Origin of the sequence: Natronocalculus amylovorans (genome assembly GCF_023638035.1) — an archaeon.
GTDB lineage: Archaea > Halobacteriota > Halobacteria > Halobacteriales > Haloferacaceae > Natronocalculus > Natronocalculus amylovorans.
This window is the reverse complement of record NZ_JAKRVX010000003.1, coordinates 434,913-458,207: the sequence shown is the minus strand read 5'-3', so window position 1 is coordinate 458,207 and position 23,295 is coordinate 434,913. Positions and strand designations below refer to the sequence as shown.

Sequence of the window (23,295 nt, the reverse complement as noted above, 5' to 3'; positions counted from 1 at the left end):
CATGATACGATATCTCCCATTTCTTTTTGCAAGTGCGCTCTGTCTCGTTGTTCTCATTCCCTCTGTGAGCTCCCGTGCTGATGCACTCCTCTCCCGACTCGCACTCGCCCTGTTCGGCGAATACGTCGCAACTTCACACAAAAAACAACAACAGCGAAAACTGATGCATGCTGCACATATTGCAGAGACACACCGTCAGTATGCGTCACGTACACTGCTATACTCTGCAATACTCGGTGTTGCTGGTGGGATTTTGGGAGTATATTTTGCGACGTTTGTCTTTTGGGTCCTCGAAGTTGGTGATGAACCGCTCGCAAACGCCCTTCCGGCGATGTTTTGGTCGGTCGCAGCTCTGTTTCAACTCGAATCATTATCTCTTAGTCAGATTTTTGTACTATTCGTTGCAGCAAGTTCTGTTGGTGGTGTCGTGCTTGGAATCGGGAGCTACTGGCTTCGATGGTACATACTTCGTGAAAAAGCACATGCACGAGCCTCAGAGATTGAAGCGACGCTTCCACAAACAATTGCGTTTATTTATGCACTCTCCCGCAGTGGAATGTCGTTTCCTGCGATTCTCTCAACGTTGTCGGACAATCAAGCAGTGTACGGTGAGGCTGCAAAGGAGTTTTCTGTTGTTGTCAACGACATGGATACGTTCGGGACGGATGTCATCACTGCACTTACACAGCTATCTGAACGGACTCCTTCGGATGGGATGGCAGACCTCTCGGAAAACTTGGCGAGCGTTCTTGGGAGCGGAAAAAATGTCTCCGGGTTCCTGCATGAACAGTACATCCAATATAAAGATGAGTCCGAGTCCCAACAGCGTCAGTATTTAGATCTCCTTGCAACGTTTGCTGAAGCGTACGTCACCGTTCTTGTCGCTGGTCCATTGTTTTTGATCACGATTTTGGTTGTTATTGGGTTGGTCTTAGAGGACACCCTCTCGCTCGTTCGTGCGATCTCTTATATTGGCTTACCGCTCGGAACAATCGCCTTTGTTGTCTACGTAGATAGCATCACACAGAGTTTTCAATCGGGTGCAAAAACAAGTGATGCATCCACCACCGGAAACTCAATTTCTACTGATACAGCGACACTTTCCGGTACCGATAGTGACGAACAACAAATTGTCAATCAAGAGCGGTTAGCCGCGTATGACCGGATTAAAACCATCTTGCAGTGGGCGAACCAACCGAAAGATGCAGTCCTCTCTGCACCATGGACCACCGCGATTGTAACCGTTCCATTTAGTATTATTTGGATTACGTTTCGTGTTGATTCCTTCTTCCTTCCACTCCCAGAACTTGGTGCAGCGATCGCTGGTCCGGTTGTTGAGGCAGCAATCATCACATTGGGTATGTATGCGATTGTTTACGAGCTAGGAAAGCGCCGGACGAAACGGATTGAGTCACAGATGCCTGATTTCCTGGATCGGTTTGCAAGCGTTAATGATGCTGGAATGACTGTTATCGAGAGCTTCAAACGGGTTGCAAACTCTGATCTTGGTGTTCTTACTCATGAGTTACAACGAACATGGAACGACATCCAATGGGGTGCAACGACCCAGGATGCGTTAACCCGATTTGATGCTCGAACGCGATCGCCAGCAGTGACTCGTTCAGTTGCGCTCATTAGTAATGCAATGCGGACAAGCGGTGACGTTGGGCCTGTTGTCTCGATTGCAGCAGATCAGTCTCGATCGAGTGCACAACTTGAACGGGAACGAAGCCAAGAGATGCTCACCTACCTCATTGTGATCTATATCTCGTTCCTTGTGTTCTTGGGAATTATCGCAGCACTCTCTGTTTCGTTTATCCCTGCGATAGAGGCTGCAGCGGGCGAAGCAGCGACCGACGACCTCCCGGTTGGTGTTGGGTTTGCCCCAACGCTTGGTGATATCAACGCAGAAGCGTACCTAATCGTATTTTATCATGTCTCTGCAATTCAAGGGCTCTGTTCAGGCCTTGTCGCAGGCCAGCTTGGTGAAGGCCGTGTTCATGACGGTGTCAAACATGCAACGATACTGCTTGTCCTGACCTACGTAACGTTCCTTTCCATCAGCTAATCGCCCTTCGGAAAATCGGTGCCGCCTTTATTGATCAACCGCGTATCCTGAATCGGAAATGCCCGCAGATCTTACAGAAAAGACCGATCGATATCATGAGATGCTCGCATCGGCACTCGCTGAGGCGACGGTTGCAGTTCCACCTGAGACACCGCTTGGTGATGCTGCAGCAGATTGTCAGGAGATGGCCGCCTCGTATCTTGAAGATGGTGAACATTTTTTGGAACATGATGATCCAGTAAACGCGTTAGCGTCATTCTCATACGGCTATGGATGGCTTGATGCAGGTGTGAGAATTGGTTTGTTCCAGATTCCAGACGGCACTGAGCTATTTACAATGTGAGTGTCTGTGGCTGTCCGAAAGTGCTACTGTCACAGCTGCTCATATTGTTCGTCGAAGACTTCGATTGCAGCTTTGAGTGCGCCGACGATAACAGGACCAATAAAAAGTCCCATGACACCGAAAGCTGAGAGGCCACCGATAACGCCAATAACAATAATTGCGGGGCTGACCTCGGCATACCGATCGACAATAACTGGTCGGAGGTACTCATCGGAGATTCCGACAATGATCGTTCCATAGACCAACAGGAATCCGCCGCCGAGCAGGTCGCCGGTCCAGAGTAAATAGATACTGGCTGGCCCCCAGACTAAGAACGTCCCAATAAACGGTAAGAGTGCGAGCAGAACCATCACGCTGGTCCACAACAGTATGTTCGAAATTCCAACAACAAGGAGTCCGAGACCGGCGATCGCTCCCTGAATCACCGCGACAAGCACGTGGCCCAGTAGCACTGCACGGGTCATATCATCGACACGGGTGTACAGTTTGGTTTGGACGGATTCTGGAAGTGGCGTCGCGCTACGGATCCAAACCATCAACTGGTCGCCGTCGCGGAGCAAATAAAATAGTACGAAGACGGCCAACCCGAGCCCGATTGTCGCGTTTGCCAGTATCCCAATGATGTCGGGTGCCGTTCCGAGCACTACTCCGGCGAGTCCTTCGATTCGAGTTGCAACCTCAGCAACAATGTTGACGTCTTGATTAAACTGTTCGGCGAGCCACGCTTCGGCAGGCTCAATCTGGCCAGTGATATCATCCGCAGCAAACGCTTGAGCAAACCGGATCGCATCGCCCGCAACCGCGATAAGTAGCACGGCAAGCGGAAACAACAGTGCGACTGTTGCACCGACAACCAACAGCGCAGCAGCAGCCGTCGGGCTAATTCTGGTCTCCAATTTCGCTTGAATTGGAGAGAAGATGTACGCCAGCAGTACCGCGCCAATTAGATATGGGAAATACGGTTGGACCAACTGAAAGGAGAGATACGATAGCGCCGCGATCAACAACAACAGTACGCCACGCTGGGCGTTCATTACATAGGATTCGACTGACCAGTAAATAAAATACATCGTGCATTTGCCTAGATATTGGTTTGATGACTTTCAGCATGGAACGAACTGGAAATAATAAATACTGCCTCGATTGAACTTTTCACATATGGGTTTTTGAGGCAGTGCAGGTGCCGTGGTATTTTGTTTGCCAGTACATATTTGGACCGGCGCGATTGGGTCTATGGAAGTCTGAATGTTGGCCCATCATCACTGTCTTGAACTTCTATCCCAATGCTGGTGAGTGAGTCTCGAAGGTCATCCGCTCGATCGTAGTTTCCAGCGTCACGCTCCTGCGTTCGAATTTCGAGGACAAGTGCTGCAAGATCGCTTGCAAGCGAGACATCACCATCGCTTGGAGTTGTAAACTGGAATCCAAACACATCCTCTGCGTAGGTTTCGATCGTTTCAATTGCGTCTTTGAGCGCCTTGTAATCGTGCGGCCCTCCTGAATCTACGTGGCTATTTACGGCACTGGTAAGAGAAAGGAGTGCAGCCATTGCCTCTCGGACATTGAAATCATCATTCATTGCGGCTGTAAATTCGGTTCGTGTGGTTTCGACCGCACTCCGGAGCGATTCATCTGCTGCTTTTGTCTGTGCAGTAACGGAGTCGAGTGCTGCCACACCATTCTCATATGCCCGTGAGAGCCGCTCCCATCGAGTTTCTGCCTCTGTCATTGCATCAACTGAGTAGGTCTGTTTTGAGCTGTATTCGGTTGAGAGGTAGAACGATCGGATCACATTCGGGCCGAACTCCGAAAGCGCCTCTGAGACGGTAAAGAAGTTACCGAGGCTCGAACTCATTTTTTCGCCTTTCGTCTCAAGCAACCCTGTATGTAGCCAGTAGTTTGCAAACTGGTTTCCAGTTGCGGCCTCACTCTGTGCAATTTCGTTCTCGTGATGCGGGAAGACGAGATCGTGGCCGCCAACGTGGATGTCGATCGTCTCTCCAAGGTGTGTCATCGACATTGCTGAGCACTCAATGTGCCATCCAGGCCGTCCTTCTCCCCATGGTGAATCCCACGTTTGCCCACATGGGACGTCATCCCCGTGGTCATGTTTTGCATGTTCTTGGATGGCTTCAGGTGAGACACCACCAGCCTTCCACAGTGCGAAGTCGGATGGATTCCGCTTCTCCGATCGTTCATCTGGGTCACCCTGTGATTCGAGGTGCTCAAGTTTTTGATTAGAGAGCTTTCCGTACTCCGCGTATGTGGTTACGTCAAAATACACTGAACCGTTTGACTCATACGCGTGCCCACCATCAATCAGGCGTTCGATAAGCGAAATAATCTCTGGAATATGCTCTGAGACGCGTGGATAGACCGATGCTCGCTTGAGATTTAATCCGCGCATGTCGGCAATTACAGATGCAGTAAAATGCTGTGCGACCGCTTCTTCTGTCTCTCCAAGCCCCGGCTCTCCGGCTCTTGCTGCAATCTTTTCGTTCACATCGGTGAAGTTCTCAACATGCGTGACAGTATACCCAACATGTTCGAGCCAGCGGTGCATTACGTCTGCATGTGTCCATACTCGGGCATGACCCAAGTGTGCATCATCCGAGACGGTTAACCCACAGACATACAACAACACCGTCTCATCAGTGACCGGCTCAAAAGCTTCACGTTCACCTGAAATGGTATTGGTCACGGATAGCGTCATTACCCCGATTACTTCGTCCACCCCCTATAAATCGTCGATCATTCGTAGTAGCTGTCAGCTGTTTCTTCAATCAAGCGAAGCGCTGTGATCTGTTCTGTATTGTCCACAATGATGTACGCTGTATTTTCAACAAACGAATGAGCAACTGGTTCAATATTAGCAATAGTGAGCCGAGATAGCATTGTAATAAATAGTGAGTGGCTTATTTCACCAGTGAGGACTAATGCAGTGTGTCCTCCATCTGTTTCGATAATACGATATTTACCAAGCCGTAGCAGCGGAGTGGCTGTACAAGGGTTATCCATCTCTTGTACCTCGACTGGGGTGAGAACACGGATTGTCACTCGAGAGCTCTTTTGGTCAAATTTGGGAAGTGTTGATTGGTAGCGCCGAATTGCAGCAGCGACAGATTCTGTCTTATCGGTGTTAAATAAAAAAGATGCCGTCGTACTGTAATTGAGAATATCGGCCTGTAAAGCCTTATAAATGAATGGGTTTGAATTGATTTTGTGTCGTGTTTTTTCAGCAACTGATTCTGACATTATTACCCTTTACTATAACATAAATATTAAAATATATTTAAAACATGTTTAGGCATTTATATTTGAGTACAATTTCACGTTATTTATATATCTGTTACATACTCCTACTATGTATGAGAAAGGTCAACAGACGTAGATTCCTCAAACAGTCTGGAGTAGCAACCGTCGGTATGGCTGCTCTTGCAGGATGTACCGGAGACGATGGAAACGGTGACGACGCGGGTGCTGGTGGAAATGGTAACGGCAACGGCGCAGATGACGGTAACGGCGACGCTGGTGTTGACTACCCAACACAGTCGATTACCATGACGATTCCGTTCGGAGAAGGTGGCGGAACAGATACGTTTGCACGGACTGTTGGCCGAGCTGCGGCCGACTTCCTTGATGAACCGATCGAGATGCAAAATGAATCTGGAGCAGGTGGGCTCATCGGTACACAACAGGTATTCAGACAAGAGCCAGATGGCTACAATATGGTTGCGTTTAATCCACCATCAACACCAATGTCTTGGTTTATTCAGCAACCTGACTTTGAGATTGGAGATCTTGAAGCAGTGTGTACGATTGGTCGATTCCCGTACATCATCACCGCGAACTCCGACTATGAAGTTGAAGGGTTTGGCGACTTGGTGGACCGATTTGAAGATGGAGAATTCTCTCAAATTGCGGGACAAGGATCAGGAACACTTGTTGATGTTGTTGCACGTGTTCTCCGTGACGAGGTGGGTCTTGCGTGGAACGACTACATTGCGTATGAAGGTGGCGGCGAAGTCACGCAAGCTATTATGGGGGATGAGGTTTCAGTCGGTATCGGTACTGATTCGGGCGCACTCTCAGGTGTTGAAGAGGAACGTATGGATCCGATTGCAATAATCCCATCGGGTGGAAGTGCTGTCTTCCCAGATACAGAGACCATTGCTGAGCAAGGCTTTGCTGATGAAGGAGACAATATTGATCTTCTTGCAATGCTTCAGCCAAGCTGGTACATGCCGCCGGGCACACCTATGGAAGTCCGCGAGATTGTTTCCGAGGCTGCACGAGAAGGAATTGACACCGATGAAGTACAACAGTTCGGTGAAGATAGTGGAAATGTTGTCGAACATAGCGGACCGGAAGAGGCACAAGAGATTCTCGACGAGGTCCTCGAGACAATCCCAGAGGTTGTTGATATAGACGAGCTCAGAGAAGACGCCTAATAACAATAACCGGTGGATTTACCCACAAAAAATAGTCAACTGCAACTATCGCTTTTTACCTACACGCATGGAACTACGCTCATTTAAAGAACGGGTTACCGCCGAACATGGGCTTCTCTTATTATTTATCATAGTAGGGACATACATGTTCGTCGAATCTTATTCGTTTCCCGACAGACCGGCAGCATTCCCACGGTTCACTGCTGCAATGACGGTCCTCGGTGCACTAGCTCTGTTGTTTCGCTCGTACCTACCGGGACCGTTGAAGCGGCTTGTTACTGATAGCAGTGGTGCATTTGAAGATATGGCTGCTGATGAAGAAACACCGGGAGATGAGCAAGGGTCTCTTGCAGAGCCTGAAACGCGATATGTTGATTTAAAATACGTTACTGTACATGGTGCACTGTTTGTTGGTATCCTCACATCATTGTTTGTTGCCCTTTCGTATGCAATTGGTATGCTGTGGGCGTCACCAATATTTATCGCAGCGTATTTGATTGGACTCCGACGTCCGTGGTATATGATTGTGTTACTGTCGGTTCTTGGGTTCCTCATGGCCTATGGATTTGTCGCTGTATTGAACATCAATATTGACAGTGGTGCACTCGTTGATTTGGGGTCATATCTATGAGGGAGGGATACTAATGCCATTTGCTGAGACCATATCCGTGTTCATTGAGGCAGTAGGAATTGCATTTAGTTGGCCAACATTTGGATGGATCATTGTTGGGATCTTACTAGGAATTGTGATTGGTGCACTCCCTGGGCTTGGTCCCTCACTTGGTATGGCAATTATGCTTCCGCTCACATTACCGCTTGAGCCGGTCAATGCGATTATTCTCCTTGTGAGTGTATACAGCGGTGCAATGTATGGTGGTGCGATTGCGGCTATTCTAATCAATGCACCGGGGACCGCCGCCGCAGCAGCAACAACGTTTGACGGGTATCCGATGTCGAGATCGGGCGATGCTATGAAAGCATTGTCAATCTCGGCAACGGCATCGTCGATTGCTGGATTTTTTACCGTAATTACACTAATTTTACTGTCACCCGTTCTTGTTGAGATTGTATTAGCCTTTGGATCTCCTGAGAGATTCCTTATTGCACTGCTTGGACTTGCAATGATTACGGTCATTGCACGTGGGTCAATGGTCAAGGGTATCACTGCAGGAATGTTTGGCCTCCTCATTACGTCAGTTGGGACTGCCCCAATGGCAATTACCCCACGCTACACATTCCAGGACCAGTTCGGATTCGTGTTAGTCGAGGGGATTGCGTTTGTCGCGGTCCTCATTGGGTTGTTTGCAATTGCAGAGATGTTCAAACTTGCAGGGGAAAAGGGAGGAATCTCCCAGAGTGACACCGTTCTTTCAGGTAGTGTCATCCCAGGTATCCGAACGGTCTTTTCGTATCCTGGAACAGTTCTCAAGTCAGGATACATTGGCATGGCGATCGGTTCTATTCCTGGCGCAGGCTCCACCGTTTCGACATTTGTTGCGTATGGTGAGGCAGTTCGGTCTGCAAAAGATCCCGAAACCTACGGAAAAGGGAATGAAGTTGGACTCATCGCGGCCGAATCTTCAAACAACGGTACAATTGGTGGGTCGCTCATTCCGACACTCTCATTCGGTATTCCTGGAAGTGCCGCTACTGCAGTGTTGCTTGGTGGATTGGTGATGCATGGACTTCGCCCAGGGCCGACACTCTTTGGTGAAGAGTTAGTGACAACATACAGTCTATTTATCGCACTGCTGATTGGTAACGTCTTGATTCTGACGGTCGGGCTGCTCTTGGTCACTCGTGCAAGTGCAATTACTAGAGTAGACACGGATTACATCATTCCAATCATCATCGTCCTTGCACTCGTTGGTGCATTCGCACTCCGTGGAACCGGACAAAACTGGCTTGATGTCTCCACGGTCGTACTGCTTGGGATTATCGGATACTACATGAAAAAATTCGACTACTCAATTATTGCATTCGTGTTAGGGGTGGTCCTGGGGCCAATTGCTGAACAGAACTTAGACCGATCACTCCAGCTTTCTGATGGTTCTTGGTTGGTATTCTTTAACCCAGATCGACCACTGACAATTATCCTCTCGATTCTGATCGTGATCATGGTATTAGGTCCATCGATCAAACCGTACGTCACCAACGCACTGAACCGAGGGAGCTAGAGTACGTTTCTATTTGGATTCTGATTGCAATACGTTCTGCCATATTTTTCTGTCTGTTATGATACTCGTCACATAGCGTCAACCTAATGAAATAACGCATTTGTTCAGTATCCGGACATCTGGGTGCCGAAGTTCACAGACCGGAATCTTCCGTACATTGCGTATGCAATCGCTGGTAATTGGTGCGCGCAGTTCGTATCTGAATCTAGCCTCATGCACACCAGCACACGACACCGTGACACGGTCTGATCAATTGGTATATGTAATGAGACTCGAACGGAAACGCGTTAGCGCTATTCGGCTGCGATCGGCTCGCCTGCGGATTCGTGAACAGTTTGATCCTCTTTATTTCCACCGCGGTTGCGTACAATTAGTCCAACAAGCAACGCTGCACCGAGACCTCGGAAGATCAGATCGAACGTAAGCGTGTGCAACGAAACCGAAACGCCTGCAAACGAGAGCGTGGTCTCTACTGGAAGCAGAATAAGTGCTGGAACCATTAACAACAACGATGAGACGGAGAATAGTGCTCTGTCAATACTGGTCACCTCGCTGTTGTAGTAGCCAATAATTGTAACTCCCAGTGCCCATACGCCCGCGAATACACCAACGATCGGAATGAGCACCTCAGGGATGAAGAATCCAACATCAAGCACATCTGAAAGGCCAATCACGGTCCACTCGCCATCGACCTGACGGAGCAGGAGGACTCCTGGTGCGAAGATGAACGCAAATGGAACCATCACCTTGTTCAAAGACAACAAGAATGCAGTCACGCCGGTTGCGAACTCATCAGCTTTTGCGACACCCGCAGCCGCGTATGCTGCGACCGCCACCGGTGGTGTAACATCCGCCATGAGACCGAAGTAGAGGATGAACAGGTGTGCCGCTAAAATTGCAACGCCAAACTGCTCCAGCGCACCACCAAGCATCGAGACGAGGAGGATATACATGACCGTCGTCGGCATTCCGAGTCCCATAATGATTGCAGAGACGCCTGCAAGAAGCAGCATAATCACAAGCGATTGCCCACTTACGGTCAGAATCAGTGATGTCAGGTTTGGTCCAAGCCCACTGACACTGATCACGCCTGGAATGACTCCTGCTGCGGCAACTGCAATGACAACGGTCGTCGCCGTTTTTGCACCGGATTCCATTGATTTGAGACCGAAGACAAGGAATCGGTAGGCTTTGTTCGTCCCAAGTGATGGGCGGCCTAGCCGGGTTGCCGTATCTGTTGCAGCATCATCAACTGCATCATCTAAATCAAGTAACGGTGCATCTCCACGGTTCGTCAAAAGAAGCCCCACAAGGCTCACAACGAGTATGATCATATCCAGATCGCCAACTGCCGATCGGATCGCTTCCGTTACAGCAAGCTCCGTACCGGTTGCTCCCGAAATAACGCCTGTCACTCCGACACCAAAGCTTACATAGGAGGCTGCTTGGATGCTTGTGAGTACACCGATCGCAGTGACCAGTGGAATCCGTGTTTTGTCGTTATACGCTGCAATGAATGCAATCAACGCGATGATTGCGACAATTGTATACCAGCCGGATCGGCCAACTGAGAGCCGAAGCCCAACTAAGTAGTAGAGCAAGAGGAAGATCGGAACAAGATAGAACCAGCCTGCACGGAGCAGATCAGTTGGGCGCGAAAGCTCCGATCGGTCCAATCCACCGATTCCGTGTCGTCCAGCTTCGAAGTGAACCATCACCCACATCCCGAAAAAGAACGCAAGCGCAGGGACTGTTGCGGCGACAATCACATCGCTGTATGGTGTTCCAGTGAACTCAACAATGAGGAAGGCCGCAGCACCCATTACTGGTGGGAGAATCTGACCACCGGATGATGCAGAAGACTCAACACCGCCTGCGAACTCCGCGGAGTATCCCGATCGCTTCATCAGCGGAATCGTAAACGCACCAGTTGTCACAGTGTTTGCGATCGACGATCCCGAAAGCATTCCCATGAATCCGGAGGAGACAACAGATGCTTTTGCAGGTCCACCACGTCGAGAACCAGTCAGCGAGTACGCAAAGTCAATGAACCATTTTCCAGCTCCGGACATCTCCAAAAAGGCACCAAAGAGGATGAAAATGTAGATAAACCGGACACTCACACTCACTGGTGTTCCAAAGATACCGACTGTGGTAAACCAGAGGTCTCGAATAATTTCGAACCATCCCAGCTGTGGGATTGAGAGAATCCCGATATAGGAGACATTTCGGGGAATGAGATAGCCCCATCGGGCGTAGACGATGAACGCTGCGACAACTCCCATAAGAAATGTTCCAAGTGCACGGCGTGTCGCTTCTAACACGAGGAGGATTCCGATCGCTCCAATCAAGATGGCGTACGGAACGTCGGTAATTGGTGCACCAAGCGTCGTAAAAATGGTGACGATCGGATCAAGGAATGGATACACCTCGTCGATCGGACGACCAAGCGACATTCCTCGTGCACGCATCTGGCGGATCTCGTCAAACTCTCTAAGCATATAGACTGGCGTTGCCAGCGTCGCAATGATCAGCGTGTAATCGAGTGGTGTGATCCGTGAGTTGGTCGTGTCAACCATGAACCACCGGATTGTAGCTCGAATTCGATCAAGGAGTCCTTTGACAGCGTCACCACCACGTGAACCGAGGCGGTCTGCCAGCGCTCCTCCCCGTTTGAATATTGGACCGGTTCCATTTGTCGGGGGGAACAGTAAGAATGCCAAAATAAGCGCAAACGCAACATGAATTGCATTCGCTTGCAGCGGCTGCAACGAAAACACCTGATATTGGATATCAAGTACCGGTATTTCCGCCTGCCAGGTTGTGCTTCGAGCTGCAATAATTACCTGAAACAGCGAGAATGTAATTCCGATGACTGCAACCACAATTGCAGCAACACCCCGTAGCGATCGCTTTTTTTCTATCTCCTGAAGTAACTGCTCACGCTCTTCTTCAGTAAGCTCATCATCTGTCGATAGTGAACTTGTCTCAGTGTTATCTGCTGTTCCCATTGTTTCTCCCGACTGTTATTGGTGTGCTTCGCTCAACCACGTACACTCGCACAGCGTCACCATCTGAGATGTCATATAGCTCATATGTTTGCACTCCTATTCGTAGCTCATGATTGGCAATAGGGCCTGACGAAATGTACAGGCTGTCCAATACAACAGCCTGTGGTTCATATATAAATTGGCCGTCATCTGTTCGATCGACCGCTGCCTCCGATGGAAAGCCGGCCCCAAACGATGAAAAGATCATTGCTGATTGTCTGAACGCCTGATTTTCAATTTCATATCTCTCAGTAACGAGTGTTCGCTCAACACTGTGTGTGTACGCAAGCTCTACCGTTTCGCCATCGGTAGCTGGCTGTTCTATGAGTGTCTTCCCTGACGAAGATTCGACAACGACAGTATGTGTCGCATAGCTAACCACTCCTGTCGAAACTCCAATAGCGATTATAAAAAACAAGAATACACCAACTCCAACAACCGCCGACTGTCGTGTTACCATGTGGTACCAGCAACATTTATGTTAATGAGCGACCGTATGAGTCGGTGTGTCATGCGTCAGGTGTGTATTATTCGAAGTAGCGTGCTGCCCCTTCGTGTAGCTCGATCGACATTCCGTCCTGGGCGGACTCTGTGTTGATGAAATCCTCTTTGATTGTTAGCTGATCGACGTTCTCGAAGATTGTTTCAGTGATCTCTTCTACAATGTCTGCATCATACTCCTCACGCGTTGCGATCATTGCTTGCACAGAGATTGTGTTGACATCTTCGTCAATACCGCTGTAGGTTCCTCCTGGGATTGTATCGTTTGCGAACCACTCTGCGCCGGCTAAAAGGTCTTCTCGGGTCTCATCGTCGATGTTGAGAAGCTCAATCTCTGCAGTTTCTGCGAGGTCGGAGATCGCACCGACTGGCCATCCCCCCACAACAAATGCGGCGTCGATATCTCCGTCGCGGAGCTGGTCAGCAGCGCCATCGAAGCCATCGTTCTGCTCTGTAAAGTCGTCGGTTGTGATACCAACAGTTTCGAGAATCTGAAGCGCGTTCACTTGGGTACCGGATCCAAGGTCTCCGGTATTGACTGTTGTCCCCTCGAGGTCTTCGAAACTGGTAATGTTTGAGTCTGGGTTGACGACAATATGGATTGTCTCCGGATACAGCGTTGCAACACCGCGAAGGTTCTCGACGGGTGCACCCTCGAATACATCAAGTGATTCTCCATTGCGTGCGAAGAACGCAATATCGTTCTGAATAAGCGCAAAGTCCGCGGCTCCCTGTTCTAGGCTGCCGACATTTTCTACGGATGCACCTGTCGACTGAACCTGAAGGGTGTGTGGAGTGTCAGCTTCAACGATCGTTTTGAACTCATTGGAGAGTGGATAGTACGTTCCACCAGTCCCTCCTGCGTGCCACGCAATACGCTCTCCTTCATCGCCCGCACCGTTGTCATTGCCGTCGTCAGCACCGTTACCGTTTCCGTCGTCCGCACCGTTACCGTTGCCATTACCGTTGGCGTCTCCGTTCCCGTTTCCGGTACATCCTGCAAGGCCAATAAGACCCGCTGCGCCGATCGATTTGAGAATCTTACGACGCCGTCCGTCGGTCGTTGTCACATCTGATGACATACATTCTTCATACACCTCATTATTTATAAATTGTTGCCGAATGCCTCTATTTGGTATGTATATTTTAACTAATTGAGCATAAATGCATGCATTATTCCATTTTATACAGAATGTATGAAATGTTGATATGTTTTAAAATTAACATTGACATTGAACTCACCGTCGAAGTTCATAAACCGCTGCCATCCCAATATTGGGTATGCAATCGCTGGTAATTGTTGCGCACGGTTCACATCTGAATCCAGACTCAAGTGCACCAACACACGATCACGCGGACACGATCCGATCGATTGGTGCGTTTGATGAAGTCCGCACTGGATTCTGGAAAGAAGAGCCATCGCTTCGGGAGGTGCTACGGACAGTCGAAGGTGACGAAATCTACGTGGTTCCGCTGTTCATCAGCGAGGGATACTTTACAGAACAAGTGATTCCACGCGAACTTCGGTTAGATGGGTGGGATGTCTCTCAGTGGGACTCCGATGGACTCAGTGCAGATCATGCCGTTATCACTGCAGAAGATATCGATCGAACAGTCCACTACTGCGGCCCTGTTGGAACACACGAGGCGATGACTGATGTGCTCGTTCGTCGCGCAGAGTCTGTGACCGGAGACTCAGATGTCGGTGACGGATTTGGATTTGCGGTTGTTGGGCATGGAACAGAGCGAAATGAAAACTCCGCAAAAGCGATTGAGTACCACGCCGATCGAATTCGACAGATGGATCGCTTCGAGGAGGTCCAAGCCCTCTATATGGATGAAGAACCGGAAGTAGACGACGTGACTGATTTCTTTGAAACCGAAGACATCGTTGTTGTTCCGCTATTCATCGCAGATGGGTTCCATACACAGGAGGACATCCCCGAAGATATGGGGCTCACAGATGATTATACAAAAGGCTACGACATACCAGCACACGTCGATGGGCATCGAATCTGGTATGCAGGTGCCGTGGGGACTGAAGGATTGATGGCGGATGTTATTTTGGAACGTGCTGCGGATGCTGGTGCGTCAATCGGTGACGCGCTTGAGATCGTTCGTGAACAGACCCGGTCTGCGGAACCAGCGATGGGTGATTAAGTAATGAGCGTTACTCTTGATTCGATCGAACCGAATCAGTTCGACGCATTTCTTTCGACGCTCTCATCGGAGGATGTTATCGCCTTTGATGATCTCTATGTTCGCTACGAGCCAAAAACGGACACCTATGAGTTCGAAACGAACGAAATCACGGCCAGCCGTCTCTCCGAAAGCGAGCTTCACGAACAAGCCAGACAGGCGTCCGACTATCTCACCAACTGGTGGTTTTGGAGTGAGGTCGTCGGTGACGAAGTCCCACACTTATTCGCATTCCTTCGATTTTTAGAAGACGGAGACGAACATCCGGTCGTCGATCGCTATGCTGCATTAGCTGACGGGATGACAAAAGCGTGGGGACAACTGCAGATAACAACCACACTGGCACAGGATGGTGCCCGACAGTATGAGATTCGTCATGTTGACGACCATGACTCCTCAGCATCAACGCTTGATGCATACAGCGACCCGCTTTCAGCGAGAGATATCAGCACATTTGATGGAAAAGGCCGCTACCGCCCACTCCGAACTGCACCATCGCTCCCGACTGGCTGGGTATTCACGGAGCTGTCGGCTCGAGACGCTTATGAAACGGTCGACACATTCTACCCTGCAACGATCGCCAACTGGTACAGAGAACACCAGGGGACGATCGATATTGACCATTGGCGAGATACTGCAGAGCGACAAACAGGCATCTACGGCATTATTGACGAACTTGCGTACGACGCAGTCGAGCATGTTGCAGCGACGTGCTGTACAGACAGCCAGTGTCTCAAGCGAAGAGAGTGGCAGTACGATGAGGAGACACCGCTCCATGCAGAGGGCGGTGATGGGATATTCCCGTGCCGTGAGCCATGTTCGCTTGTTGTTGCGGCCGCACGCAAATGGACAACACTTGAGCGTGAGGAAACGGAGACGTATACGTTTGAGCTAACATCAAGCGAAAAGGAACAGATTGAGGATATTATCCACGCTGTTGCGGATGATGAGACGGACGACATCCGGGAGGCAGATGTGTATGAAGGTGCAAATCGGTATCGAGCAAGGTTCCTCCGCGAGAAACGGATGGACGAGCATGGGCATCTTATTGAAGCGGATGCTGGTCACGGTCACTCTGATCACGAGCAAGATACACACGAAGAGTAGACCACCGTTACCAACTGTTTGCAATCACGATCGCTCCAACCGCACCAATGATCACAACAAGACTACCAACAAGCACAAGTGGGTCACCAATACTGAGGCCGATCCCCAACGCAAGGAGGACCGCAAAAACGGCAAAGAGAACGGTGAGCGCTGACTGATTCGATAGCTGGTTCGAAAGCACTGTCAGAACAGATGGTTCAGGGTCCGGATTCGGTTTCGGTTTCGGTTGAGATAGTTTCTCATCAACAGCAACCCGTTGGGTCCCTGTTGCAGGTGGTGACACGGTGATGGTAGTGTAGGCAATCTCAGAGCCATGGCCTGTGACAATCTTCAAACGGCCACTGGTTGGCTCTTTACGTGGCGAGACTGGAATCTCGACAGTCACTGTTTCTTTTCTCCCAAGAAAGTGATTATTTGTTGCAAGAGCTGCAACCCGAGAGAGCGTATCATCGAGATGAAGATGCACGTGTATCGGCTCTCCAGTATTGACGAGCTCAATCGTGAAGCGGGTTTCTGTTGAAAACGTGGACGCAACGCTCACATCATGTGGCGACTCACGATTAAGTTCGACAGTGAGGGTTGACACTAGTTGGCGGTTGTTCTCAGAGAAAATAAAACTAGAGGCTATTTTACACTATGGAGTCTGCTGTCCCTGCTGTTGTACTTCGTCAAACAGCTCGCCAGGGAGCAGGGCAGACACTTCATCATACGTGAGCGTCTCAAGTATGGCCTCCGCTTCACCATCAAGTAAGATCGCACCGACTTCATCGATCGAATCAACGATCGTGAGGCCATCTATACCACCTGCAGTGTCTTCAAACGCAGCAAGTGCCTCGGCCATTAGCTCCATTTGTGCTTCTTGAAGCGCAATCTGGGCTTCCTCTTCGTCAATCTCGCCGTCCTCGACATCCTGTTGAATCTCCTGTTGGAGCTCCGCGATCGCCTCTTCATCTGGTTCGACTGCAGCAGTCACCATTCCCTCTTCAACGACGGATTCGGCGTCACCGTCATCTGAAGTGTCTGCACCGTCTTCTTCGCCATCTTGGATATCTGGCGTTTCATCATCGCTGCCCATACATCCTGCAAGCGAAAGTACCGCACCAGTCCCCGTCAGTTCAAGAAATCGACGGCGAGCATCTTGTACCATGTACGACTGCCGTTCAGGGACAGTACCTAAAAGGAGTTTCGCCCGGTGTCACTGCGTGATAATCGGGTATTTATGCGGTCACTTCGTCTCGCATATCCGGGGGAAGGAGGTTTGGAATCCCGTCTTCGATCGGATACGTCTCACCACACTCGGGGCACGTAAGCGTGCCGCTGATGATTTCATCGCCATCTTTTTCATCGACCTCAAGTTCGAGGTCGTGTTTGTCGATCGGACAACAGATGATATCCAGCAACGACTCTTTCATTGCCAATATCTTGGTTGGGATCGTCAAAAGCCTACGGGTTCACCGTGAATGAAAACGTGACTGGCAACAAGCCTATTGATCGAACGGATTTTCGACGTGAACGGTCTCTTCGCGATCCGGTCCGACACCGATCGCATAGATCGGTACATCAAGCTCATCACTGATATACTGGAGGTACTCCTGTGCAGCGTCTGGAATCGCATCATAGCCTTCTGTTGCGACAGCCGACCAGTCAACCTCCGGCCATGGCTCGAACGATTTTAGAACTGGCTCACACTCGCCCCACTTCTCTGTTGTTGCTGGCATTGTCTCGATCGTTTCACCATGCAATGTGTATGCGTGTCCGACGTTGACTTCATCTAAGCCAGCAAGAACATCAATATGATTTACTGCAATTCCGGTGAAGCCGTTTGCCCGGGTCGCATGTCGGAGCATTGGCAGGTCTAACCAGCCGATACGTCGCGGGCGACCAGTTACGGTCCCAAACTCACCGCCTTTCTCACGAATAAAGTCCGCAAGTGCCTCTTCGGAATCGGAGTTATCCAACTCAGTTGGGAGTGGACCCGTCCCAACACGGGAAAGATACGCTTTGACGATCCCAATCACTTCGCCTTGCCCAACAACGGTGGGTCCCAAGCCTGAACCTGTTGCAGCCCCACCCGCAGTTGGGTTAGAGGATGTAACATATGGGTAGATTCCATGATCGATATCAATTGAGGTCCCCTGTGCGCCCTCAAACATAAGCTCGTTTCCAGCATCGAACTGTTTGCCAAGGAAATCGCCTGCGTTGACCGGCATATTCTCATCAGCTAGTCGCTCACCGATCGCACTGTATGTCTCAAAGAGCCACTCGACGTCGAATGCCTCTGCGTGCTCACCGTCATCAACATCAAGTGCATAAACGGATTCTGCCAGTGCACGTTTCTGTGGAACGACGTATTCGAGTCGATCGCGCAGGATATCTGGATCAAGAAGGTCACCGATTCGGATACCTCGGCGGCCTGCTTTATCTTCGTATGTTGGGCCGATGCCTCGTTTTGTGGTACCTGCTGCAAGATTGGAGCCACTTTTTGCCTCCTCTTCGATTCCATCAAGCACACGGTGATATGGAAGAATTACATGTGCGCGCTCTGCGACGCGAACGTCCGGGTCGAGGCCCCGGTCCCTGAGCTCATCAATCTCCGAAAAGAGTGTGTTCGGATTGACAACACAGCCGTTTCCAAGTACACCAACTTTTCCACGGACTGCACCGCTTGGAACAAGTGAAAGCTTGTACTCCGTTCCACCTTCAACGACAGTATGGCCAGCATTGTCGCCGCCTTGATATCGAACAACTACGTCTGCGTCGCCACCCCACAAGTCAACGAGGGCGCCTTTACCCTCGTCGCCAAGTTGGGAGCCGACGATAGTGACTGTCATGTGCGAAGGTTCTCAATCACCCAATAAACAGATTACGGTCGAGAGTCACCATATATACATATTTGTGTACAATCGTATCTACATATTTCCGAGAGAGTTCAAGCCGCTGTATTATTAATAATTATGCCTGCTGTTAACACAAAAACCGAACCGTTAACTACACCCATGGGTAACATTCAGATCCACTATTTTGAATGTCGCTGCAGACAGGAACTTTTAAACCCTGAAAAGACAAGTTAACATGTGGCATGATAGACCGACTTGAAAAAGAAGTTGATATGTTGGAACGGCATCTTCAGGTACTTCGGATGGTTCTCGATAACGAGCCGATCGGAATCGTGAAAATGTCCAACGAAACGGGCTACCCGCATCACAAGGTTCGCTACTCGCTCCGCGTTCTCGAAGAAGAGAACCTGATCGAGCCATCGAGCCAAGGTGCTATTACGACCGAGCGAACTGCGGAGTTCGTTGACGAACTAGACGAGAAACTTGATGACATCGGTGACAAACTGAGTACGATGCGCATCGAAGATCCTGCAGAAATCGAAGGCTAAGCTGTCGGTCGTTTACCTTATACTCTACTACAATTCAGGAACACTCATGTGAAAGTCACCCTCTCGGCTTTCGACGAGACAGAGATGAAATCCTTGTTTCCGTCCGACTTTCACATAGCTTTTTCCTTTACTTCGACTCAATAACCCGCCACCGGTAGCGCCGCCTGCAGCCTCAAGTGCGCTTGGATCGAAGAAGCTTGCTGTAACTGCGATGACCCCACCGAAGTTCTCATGAAGACCGGTGAGGTCGCTTCCCGATCGGACGAGCGATTCGATCATCCCAGATCGAGCTGGATCGCGCGTGTCATTGAAATTTGCAACGAGAAGCGGCACCCCCATCCGATCTCGAAGTACCACATCGAACGTTGCTGTGAGTGGGTCGTCCTCCTCATCACTTTCTAGCTCAACAACACCTTTGAATTCTGCACGGTCAATCTTCGGTACGGCAGCAAACACATCGCGCAACCCGTTTTCGTTCCCTGTATCAATGATCTCAAACAGGAGGTCCTCAACAACCCATTTGGTGAAACCATACTCGATTGTCTCTTTCAAGAATGTGTCATATGCGTGTCCGTTGACGCTGATGTTTTCTCGATCGAAAGAGGTGTGTTTCTCCAATCGGAGATTATCGATGAGCTCTTGTTTTGATCCCTGTTTTTCAGCCACCTTTTCGAGTGTCGTAGCGCCTTTGCTTTCATACCGAACAAACAGGTTTGTTCCTGACAGCGCTTCAGAAGCCGCAAGCGGCTCTCTGGCCTGAGGCGCTGACGGAGCCTCAGACACTTGTTGGGACTCGAGCTTCGATCGGAGCTCTTCAAGCTCTTGTTCGAGCTGTTTGACCTTCTTTTCCGCAGCGTCGCGTTCTTTTCGAGCGCTGTCCCGCTCTGCCTCGAGGCGTTTTCCCTTCTGTTGCAACTGCTTATAGAGCTTTTTTGCACGTTGCAGCTGTTGCTCAGCGTTGCTACGTGATTTTGATTGTGTTGCGGTCTTGTTCTGTGGACGGCGATTGGCTTGTCGCGTACTATCTGTGGGTGGTGTGTGTTCTGTCTCTTTGCTTTCCTCTTCCTGTCCCTTCGGCTCTACAACTGTCGCAGATTCTGATGGGTCAAGCGATGGAATCGACCGAGTCTCTCGCCATTTTGCCTCTTTGCTAAATACGTCGGCGTTGGAGCTTTGTTGGCGGTCTGTTGATTCAGCACGCTGTTTAGTCGTGTCTGTGTGTGACTCCGGTGCAGCGTCTGTTTGCTCTTGTGATTGATTATCTATGTGAGGTACGTTACTGTCTGGGCCTTTCTTGGATGGCGGTTCGGCCTCAGAAACGGAGTCCACAGCTGATGACGTTACGGTAGTCGTTTCAGTAGGCTCATCTTGCGCTGCGGTGGTTGTATCTGCCTCCGTGTCAGTGTCCGTCTCTGTATTTGTCTCTGTCTCACCATCAGTAGGCGCTGACTGCTCGTCGGCACCGGTCTGTGCTGTTGTATCATCCTCTGTGGGGTGGCGCTCCGTTTCTTTTGCTTCTGTCTTGCTCGCCACGCCTCTTGCTGTAGCTTCATTAGTTCCACTATCGCCCGGAATCTCGATGATGGAGATGTCTGCACTATGAACGGTATAGATCCCAACTTCATCATCGGCACGATTGAATGCTTCATCCTCCGTAAGAAGCTGTCTGCTATTGCCAACAAATGCAACACTCATTGGCTTGCCACCGTAGTATACAATGTAGTAATCACCAGAAAGCACATTCTCAGAGAGTTCTATATACCCGGTAAACCCACCTGATGAAAGGGTCTCATCGACAGAAGACAGTGGAGTATCGTTTGTATAATACTGTCCTTTCTTTTCACGATCGGCTGTTTGCATCGCAAACAGAAGCGGCAATGCGGTGTCCGGTGCCTCGTAGGCAGTTCCACTGCCGTCCTCAAACGACGCTACTGTTCCATCAACGACACCAATGAGTTTTCCGTTCAGCATGAATGCCCATGTAGACCCCGACGAAATCGCCCCTGAGAAACGGCTCTCTGCGAGCGAATGGAGCCCATCGTATCCACCGCCGAACGGCACCGGCTCCCACTCGGTGATCGTCTCGACAATCTCACGTTCCATTTGCCGTAACGTCTCCCGACACGAGGGAAATACTTTCCGGAGCGTCTGACGTTAATTTCAGTAATTATCTGTTGATTGTGGGTTTTGGTAGCATGATCATCCAGCTAAGAGTGCGTATATAATGAGAAATCCAAAGTATAGGAGCACTAATCCGCCGAGTGCAATGATACGGAACCGGTTGAGCGCTTTCTCCTCTTCAACATAGGCGTCTCTGAACGCCTCTTTTTCTTCCTCTGTACACTCCCCGTAGTGTCGAAGTCCAACGTGAAGCACGAGCTGTTCATCGTCCGGAAGCGGGAATGAACAGTATGGACAAACGGTGGGATCGTCACCATTTGGGATCTCTGTTTCCGGTGGCCAATGGGCATTCGTGATCTGCTCTTTCGTCATTGCGGGGCTTCACCTCCTGCAATGAATGGCGGTTCAACGATCGGCGTGGTAACAATCCAGAGACTAACCACGGTATAAAATATCATAACAATCGTAATTCCGTACTGGCTTTTGATCGCTTCCATCCGTCCAGGGAAGAGATCGTACGCTGCCGCGTGTGCAACCCACACTGCAATGAAATGTCCAATGAGGACGAATGCGAGTTCCAACCCTGCAACCCATCCGGGGAGTGCGGCAAGGATCGGTGGCTGTTGTGGTGGTGACAGTGGCATTGCTCCGACAACAAGAACTGATGGGAGGAGTCCTAAAAAGACACCAAGATTATGTGAGATATGGTACCCGACGGCAATCGCAAGTAATGACGGTGCAAACCGCCGTGCCAACTCATCTTTTGAAATGTACGTGTTTCCGTACGTCCGAGCAACGTCGAGTGCCCACCAGAATGCTGCAAGGAACACAGCGAATCCAAGCAGATAACTCACAAAATAGACGACCATTGGCGGAAAACCCAATCCAACAGCGAACAGCGCAAAGTCCGCCCACAGCCATGTTGCGACAAAACCATCGAATGTAGTGACATAGAGCAAACAGACAATAAATGCAACCTCGTCTCGACCAGAGACAAGCGTTGGCTCCGAGAGCGCCATCCCTGGTAGACGGAACACAATCCCGTTTTCAGTTCGCTCAAACGGAGCAAACCGACCAAAGTATGCAAGTGCTCGCGACAGCGGATCTACAGTACCGAACCAGGTGTCGCTCCCAAAGGCGATCGCCCCAATGACTGTCACCACTGCATAGCCGGAGATTGTCGCCGCAAGTACTTGTGGATCATCTGCAAGGGGACTCACAACTTCGATCCAAATCAGGAGCAACAGGCCTGCAACGCTCGGCCATGCACCCAACCGCTCCGGATAGGTGAGGTCAGCGGACGGAAATAGCTCTGCGATCGTCCGAAACGGATTCAGCGTCGGCCACGTATTCCCAATGAGATACGTTGACGCAACGTACCCTCCCCACCACGCAATCCACACAAAGAGCACAGCGAAGTTTCGATACCCAGTCGGTGGGCCGAAGAATCCAACATAGATGGTGAAGGCAAGCAGCACTACGCCTGTTAGTTTAATGAGCCCACTGAGAACCCGCCCTGGAGACGGAAGTGTTCCACCCCACTCGTGTAGCGACCGGATGAAGACTCGATCGGTAACAAAGCTCGCAAGCAAAAACGAGGCACCAACTGCGCCACCACCTGTTGTCAGAAAGAGCCAAGTCGGAACATCGAGCGAACTCGGTGCGGCATCTCGAAGCGCCGCTGCGTGTGCGCTTGCGCTCCCGACAAAAACGACAAGCACTGTCGCAAGTATCGCCATTCCCCCAACAGTACGTACCACTCGTCGTGGGACCCGGTCCATTATCGAAAGGACGGATGGGAGCCACGAGTAGCTTGCGGAATCGTCCGTCAGTTCGATTGGTGTACCAGTTAGCATAGATTTTGCGTGTGGCAAAATGTGCCGTCGCAGTTGG

Annotated in this window: 21 protein-coding genes; 8 read left to right on the top strand and 13 right to left on the bottom strand. The window is 50.2% G+C overall.

The features are described 5' to 3' along the window. Position 1 precedes the first annotated feature (1 nt). Positions 2-2,068, top strand: coding sequence for a type II secretion system F family protein (locus tag AArcSt2_RS10490; protein WP_250584435.1), 2,067 nt, complete (start codon positions 2-4; stop codon positions 2,066-2,068). 58 nt (positions 2,069-2,126) lie between these two features. Further along, positions 2,127-2,411, top strand: a complete 285-nt coding sequence (locus AArcSt2_RS10485) for a DUF357 domain-containing protein (RefSeq protein WP_250584433.1) — start codon at positions 2,127-2,129, stop codon at positions 2,409-2,411. A 29-nt stretch (positions 2,412-2,440) separates the two neighbouring features. Here the strand turns inward: AArcSt2_RS10485 and AArcSt2_RS10480 are convergent, their stop codons facing one another. The 3 genes from AArcSt2_RS10480 to AArcSt2_RS10470 all read right to left on the bottom strand — a co-directional run bounded on the left by AArcSt2_RS10480 (position 2,441) and on the right by AArcSt2_RS10470 (position 5,666). Beyond that, entirely contained in the window at positions 2,441-3,445 is a 1,005-nt protein-coding gene (locus AArcSt2_RS10480) for an AI-2E family transporter (RefSeq protein ID WP_250584431.1), read from the bottom strand. A 197-nt stretch (positions 3,446-3,642) separates the two neighbouring features. Then, positions 3,643-5,124 carry a cysteine--tRNA ligase gene (cysS, locus tag AArcSt2_RS10475; protein WP_250584429.1) on the bottom strand — a complete coding sequence of 494 codons (1,482 nt, stop codon included), beginning with the start codon at positions 5,122-5,124 and terminating at the stop codon, positions 3,643-3,645. A 38-nt stretch (positions 5,125-5,162) separates the two neighbouring features. Then, positions 5,163-5,666 (bottom strand): DUF7523 family protein, encoded by a 504-nt coding sequence (locus AArcSt2_RS10470; RefSeq protein WP_250584427.1) that lies wholly within the window; start codon positions 5,664-5,666, stop codon positions 5,163-5,165. Positions 5,667-5,779: 113 nt separating this feature from the next. On the opposite strand from AArcSt2_RS10470, the gene AArcSt2_RS10465 reads away from it, so the two are divergent. From AArcSt2_RS10465 to AArcSt2_RS10455, 3 genes are all read left to right on the top strand, one after another. Then, positions 5,780-6,862: a tripartite tricarboxylate transporter substrate-binding protein gene (locus AArcSt2_RS10465; RefSeq protein WP_250584425.1), complete on the top strand. Its 1,083-nt coding sequence runs from the start codon at positions 5,780-5,782 to the stop codon at positions 6,860-6,862. A gap of 67 nt (positions 6,863-6,929) precedes the next feature. Continuing rightward, positions 6,930-7,493 carry a tripartite tricarboxylate transporter TctB family protein gene (locus tag AArcSt2_RS10460; RefSeq protein WP_250584423.1) on the top strand — a complete coding sequence of 188 codons (564 nt, stop codon included), beginning with the start codon at positions 6,930-6,932 and terminating at the stop codon, positions 7,491-7,493. Positions 7,494-7,506: 13 nt separating this feature from the next. Next, on the top strand, positions 7,507-9,039 hold the full coding sequence (locus tag AArcSt2_RS10455) for a tripartite tricarboxylate transporter permease (protein WP_250584421.1): 1,533 nt from the start codon (positions 7,507-7,509) through the stop codon (positions 9,037-9,039). A 293-nt stretch (positions 9,040-9,332) separates the two neighbouring features. Here the strand turns inward: AArcSt2_RS10455 and AArcSt2_RS10450 are convergent, their stop codons facing one another. The 3 genes from AArcSt2_RS10450 to AArcSt2_RS10440 form a co-directional block, all read right to left on the bottom strand. Then, positions 9,333-12,050, bottom strand: a complete 2,718-nt coding sequence (locus AArcSt2_RS10450) for a TRAP transporter permease (RefSeq protein WP_250584419.1) — start codon at positions 12,048-12,050, stop codon at positions 9,333-9,335. Then, positions 12,034-12,549 carry a DUF1850 domain-containing protein gene (locus AArcSt2_RS10445; protein WP_250584417.1) on the bottom strand — a complete coding sequence of 172 codons (516 nt, stop codon included), beginning with the start codon at positions 12,547-12,549 and terminating at the stop codon, positions 12,034-12,036. The genes AArcSt2_RS10450 and AArcSt2_RS10445 overlap by 17 nt, the downstream gene beginning before the upstream one ends. Positions 12,550-12,616: 67 nt before the next feature. Then, positions 12,617-13,672: a TAXI family TRAP transporter solute-binding subunit gene (locus AArcSt2_RS10440; RefSeq protein WP_250584415.1), complete on the bottom strand. Its 1,056-nt coding sequence runs from the start codon at positions 13,670-13,672 to the stop codon at positions 12,617-12,619. A gap of 199 nt (positions 13,673-13,871) precedes the next feature. Here AArcSt2_RS10440 and AArcSt2_RS10435 point away from each other — a divergent pair, with 199 nt between their 5' ends. After that, entirely contained in the window at positions 13,872-14,750 is an 879-nt protein-coding gene (locus tag AArcSt2_RS10435) for a CbiX/SirB N-terminal domain-containing protein (protein WP_250584413.1), read from the top strand. Positions 14,751-14,753: 3 nt separating this feature from the next. Continuing rightward, positions 14,754-15,896 (top strand): DR2241 family protein, encoded by a 1,143-nt coding sequence (locus tag AArcSt2_RS10430; protein WP_250584411.1) that lies wholly within the window; start codon positions 14,754-14,756, stop codon positions 15,894-15,896. 7 nt (positions 15,897-15,903) lie between these two features. Here AArcSt2_RS10430 and AArcSt2_RS10425 read toward each other — a convergent pair whose 3' ends face one another. From AArcSt2_RS10425 to AArcSt2_RS10410, 4 genes are all read right to left on the bottom strand, one after another. Further along, positions 15,904-16,482, bottom strand: a complete 579-nt coding sequence (locus AArcSt2_RS10425; RefSeq protein WP_250584409.1) for a DUF7524 family protein — start codon at positions 16,480-16,482, stop codon at positions 15,904-15,906. Between the two features lie 48 nt (positions 16,483-16,530). Then, on the bottom strand, positions 16,531-17,043 hold the full coding sequence (locus AArcSt2_RS10420) for a hypothetical protein (RefSeq protein WP_250584407.1): 513 nt from the start codon (positions 17,041-17,043) through the stop codon (positions 16,531-16,533). A gap of 70 nt (positions 17,044-17,113) precedes the next feature. Beyond that, a complete protein-coding gene (locus AArcSt2_RS10415; RefSeq protein ID WP_174653548.1) occupies positions 17,114-17,308 on the bottom strand; it encodes a methytransferase partner Trm112 in 195 nt (64 codons plus the stop codon). Between the two features lie 72 nt (positions 17,309-17,380). Next, a complete protein-coding gene (locus tag AArcSt2_RS10410) occupies positions 17,381-18,727 on the bottom strand; it encodes an adenylosuccinate synthase (RefSeq protein WP_250584405.1) in 1,347 nt (448 codons plus the stop codon). Between the two features lie 248 nt (positions 18,728-18,975). Between AArcSt2_RS10410 and AArcSt2_RS10405 the strand changes: the two genes are divergently transcribed. Next, positions 18,976-19,281, top strand: a complete 306-nt coding sequence (locus AArcSt2_RS10405; protein WP_174653550.1) for a hypothetical protein — start codon at positions 18,976-18,978, stop codon at positions 19,279-19,281. A gap of 27 nt (positions 19,282-19,308) precedes the next feature. Here AArcSt2_RS10405 and AArcSt2_RS10400 read toward each other — a convergent pair whose 3' ends face one another. From AArcSt2_RS10400 to AArcSt2_RS10390, 3 genes are all read right to left on the bottom strand, one after another. Continuing rightward, on the bottom strand, positions 19,309-21,384 hold the full coding sequence (locus AArcSt2_RS10400; RefSeq protein ID WP_250584403.1) for a DUF7527 domain-containing protein: 2,076 nt from the start codon (positions 21,382-21,384) through the stop codon (positions 19,309-19,311). 96 nt (positions 21,385-21,480) lie between these two features. Next, on the bottom strand, positions 21,481-21,774 hold the full coding sequence (locus AArcSt2_RS10395; protein ID WP_174653552.1) for a C2H2-type zinc finger protein: 294 nt from the start codon (positions 21,772-21,774) through the stop codon (positions 21,481-21,483). Continuing rightward, a complete protein-coding gene (locus AArcSt2_RS10390) occupies positions 21,771-23,258 on the bottom strand; it encodes a hypothetical protein (RefSeq protein WP_250584401.1) in 1,488 nt (495 codons plus the stop codon). Before AArcSt2_RS10390 ends, AArcSt2_RS10395 begins: the two co-directional genes overlap by 4 nt. Between the last annotated feature and the right edge of the window lie 37 nt (positions 23,259-23,295).

Coding starts and splice junctions, on each gene's coding strand:
- AArcSt2_RS10445 (WP_250584417.1), bottom strand. CDS start 12,549: ATGGTAACACGACAGTCGGCGGTTGTTGGAGTTGGTGTATTCTTGTTT.
- AArcSt2_RS10430 (WP_250584411.1), top strand. CDS start 14,754: ATGAGCGTTACTCTTGATTCGATCGAACCGAATCAGTTCGACGCATTT.
- AArcSt2_RS10470 (WP_250584427.1), bottom strand. CDS start 5,666: ATGTCAGAATCAGTTGCTGAAAAAACACGACACAAAATCAATTCAAAC.
- AArcSt2_RS10400 (WP_250584403.1), bottom strand. CDS start 21,384: ATGGAACGTGAGATTGTCGAGACGATCACCGAGTGGGAGCCGGTGCCG.
- AArcSt2_RS10410 (WP_250584405.1), bottom strand. CDS start 18,727: ATGACAGTCACTATCGTCGGCTCCCAACTTGGCGACGAGGGTAAAGGC.
- AArcSt2_RS10420 (WP_250584407.1), bottom strand. CDS start 17,043: ATGGTACAAGATGCTCGCCGTCGATTTCTTGAACTGACGGGGACTGGT.
- AArcSt2_RS10490 (WP_250584435.1), top strand. CDS start 2: ATGATACGATATCTCCCATTTCTTTTTGCAAGTGCGCTCTGTCTCGTT.
- AArcSt2_RS10485 (WP_250584433.1), top strand. CDS start 2,127: ATGCCCGCAGATCTTACAGAAAAGACCGATCGATATCATGAGATGCTC.
- AArcSt2_RS10450 (WP_250584419.1), bottom strand. CDS start 12,050: ATGGGAACAGCAGATAACACTGAGACAAGTTCACTATCGACAGATGAT.
- AArcSt2_RS10480 (WP_250584431.1), bottom strand. CDS start 3,445: ATGAACGCCCAGCGTGGCGTACTGTTGTTGTTGATCGCGGCGCTATCG.
- AArcSt2_RS10395 (WP_174653552.1), bottom strand. CDS start 21,774: ATGACGAAAGAGCAGATCACGAATGCCCATTGGCCACCGGAAACAGAG.
- AArcSt2_RS10435 (WP_250584413.1), top strand. CDS start 13,872: ATGCAATCGCTGGTAATTGTTGCGCACGGTTCACATCTGAATCCAGAC.
- AArcSt2_RS10460 (WP_250584423.1), top strand. CDS start 6,930: ATGGAACTACGCTCATTTAAAGAACGGGTTACCGCCGAACATGGGCTT.
- AArcSt2_RS10390 (WP_250584401.1), bottom strand. CDS start 23,258: ATGCTAACTGGTACACCAATCGAACTGACGGACGATTCCGCAAGCTAC.
- cysS (WP_250584429.1), bottom strand. CDS start 5,124: ATGACGCTATCCGTGACCAATACCATTTCAGGTGAACGTGAAGCTTTT.
- AArcSt2_RS10465 (WP_250584425.1), top strand. CDS start 5,780: ATGAGAAAGGTCAACAGACGTAGATTCCTCAAACAGTCTGGAGTAGCA.
- AArcSt2_RS10405 (WP_174653550.1), top strand. CDS start 18,976: ATGATAGACCGACTTGAAAAAGAAGTTGATATGTTGGAACGGCATCTT.
- AArcSt2_RS10455 (WP_250584421.1), top strand. CDS start 7,507: ATGCCATTTGCTGAGACCATATCCGTGTTCATTGAGGCAGTAGGAATT.
- AArcSt2_RS10415 (WP_174653548.1), bottom strand. CDS start 17,308: ATGAAAGAGTCGTTGCTGGATATCATCTGTTGTCCGATCGACAAACAC.
- AArcSt2_RS10440 (WP_250584415.1), bottom strand. CDS start 13,672: ATGTCATCAGATGTGACAACGACCGACGGACGGCGTCGTAAGATTCTC.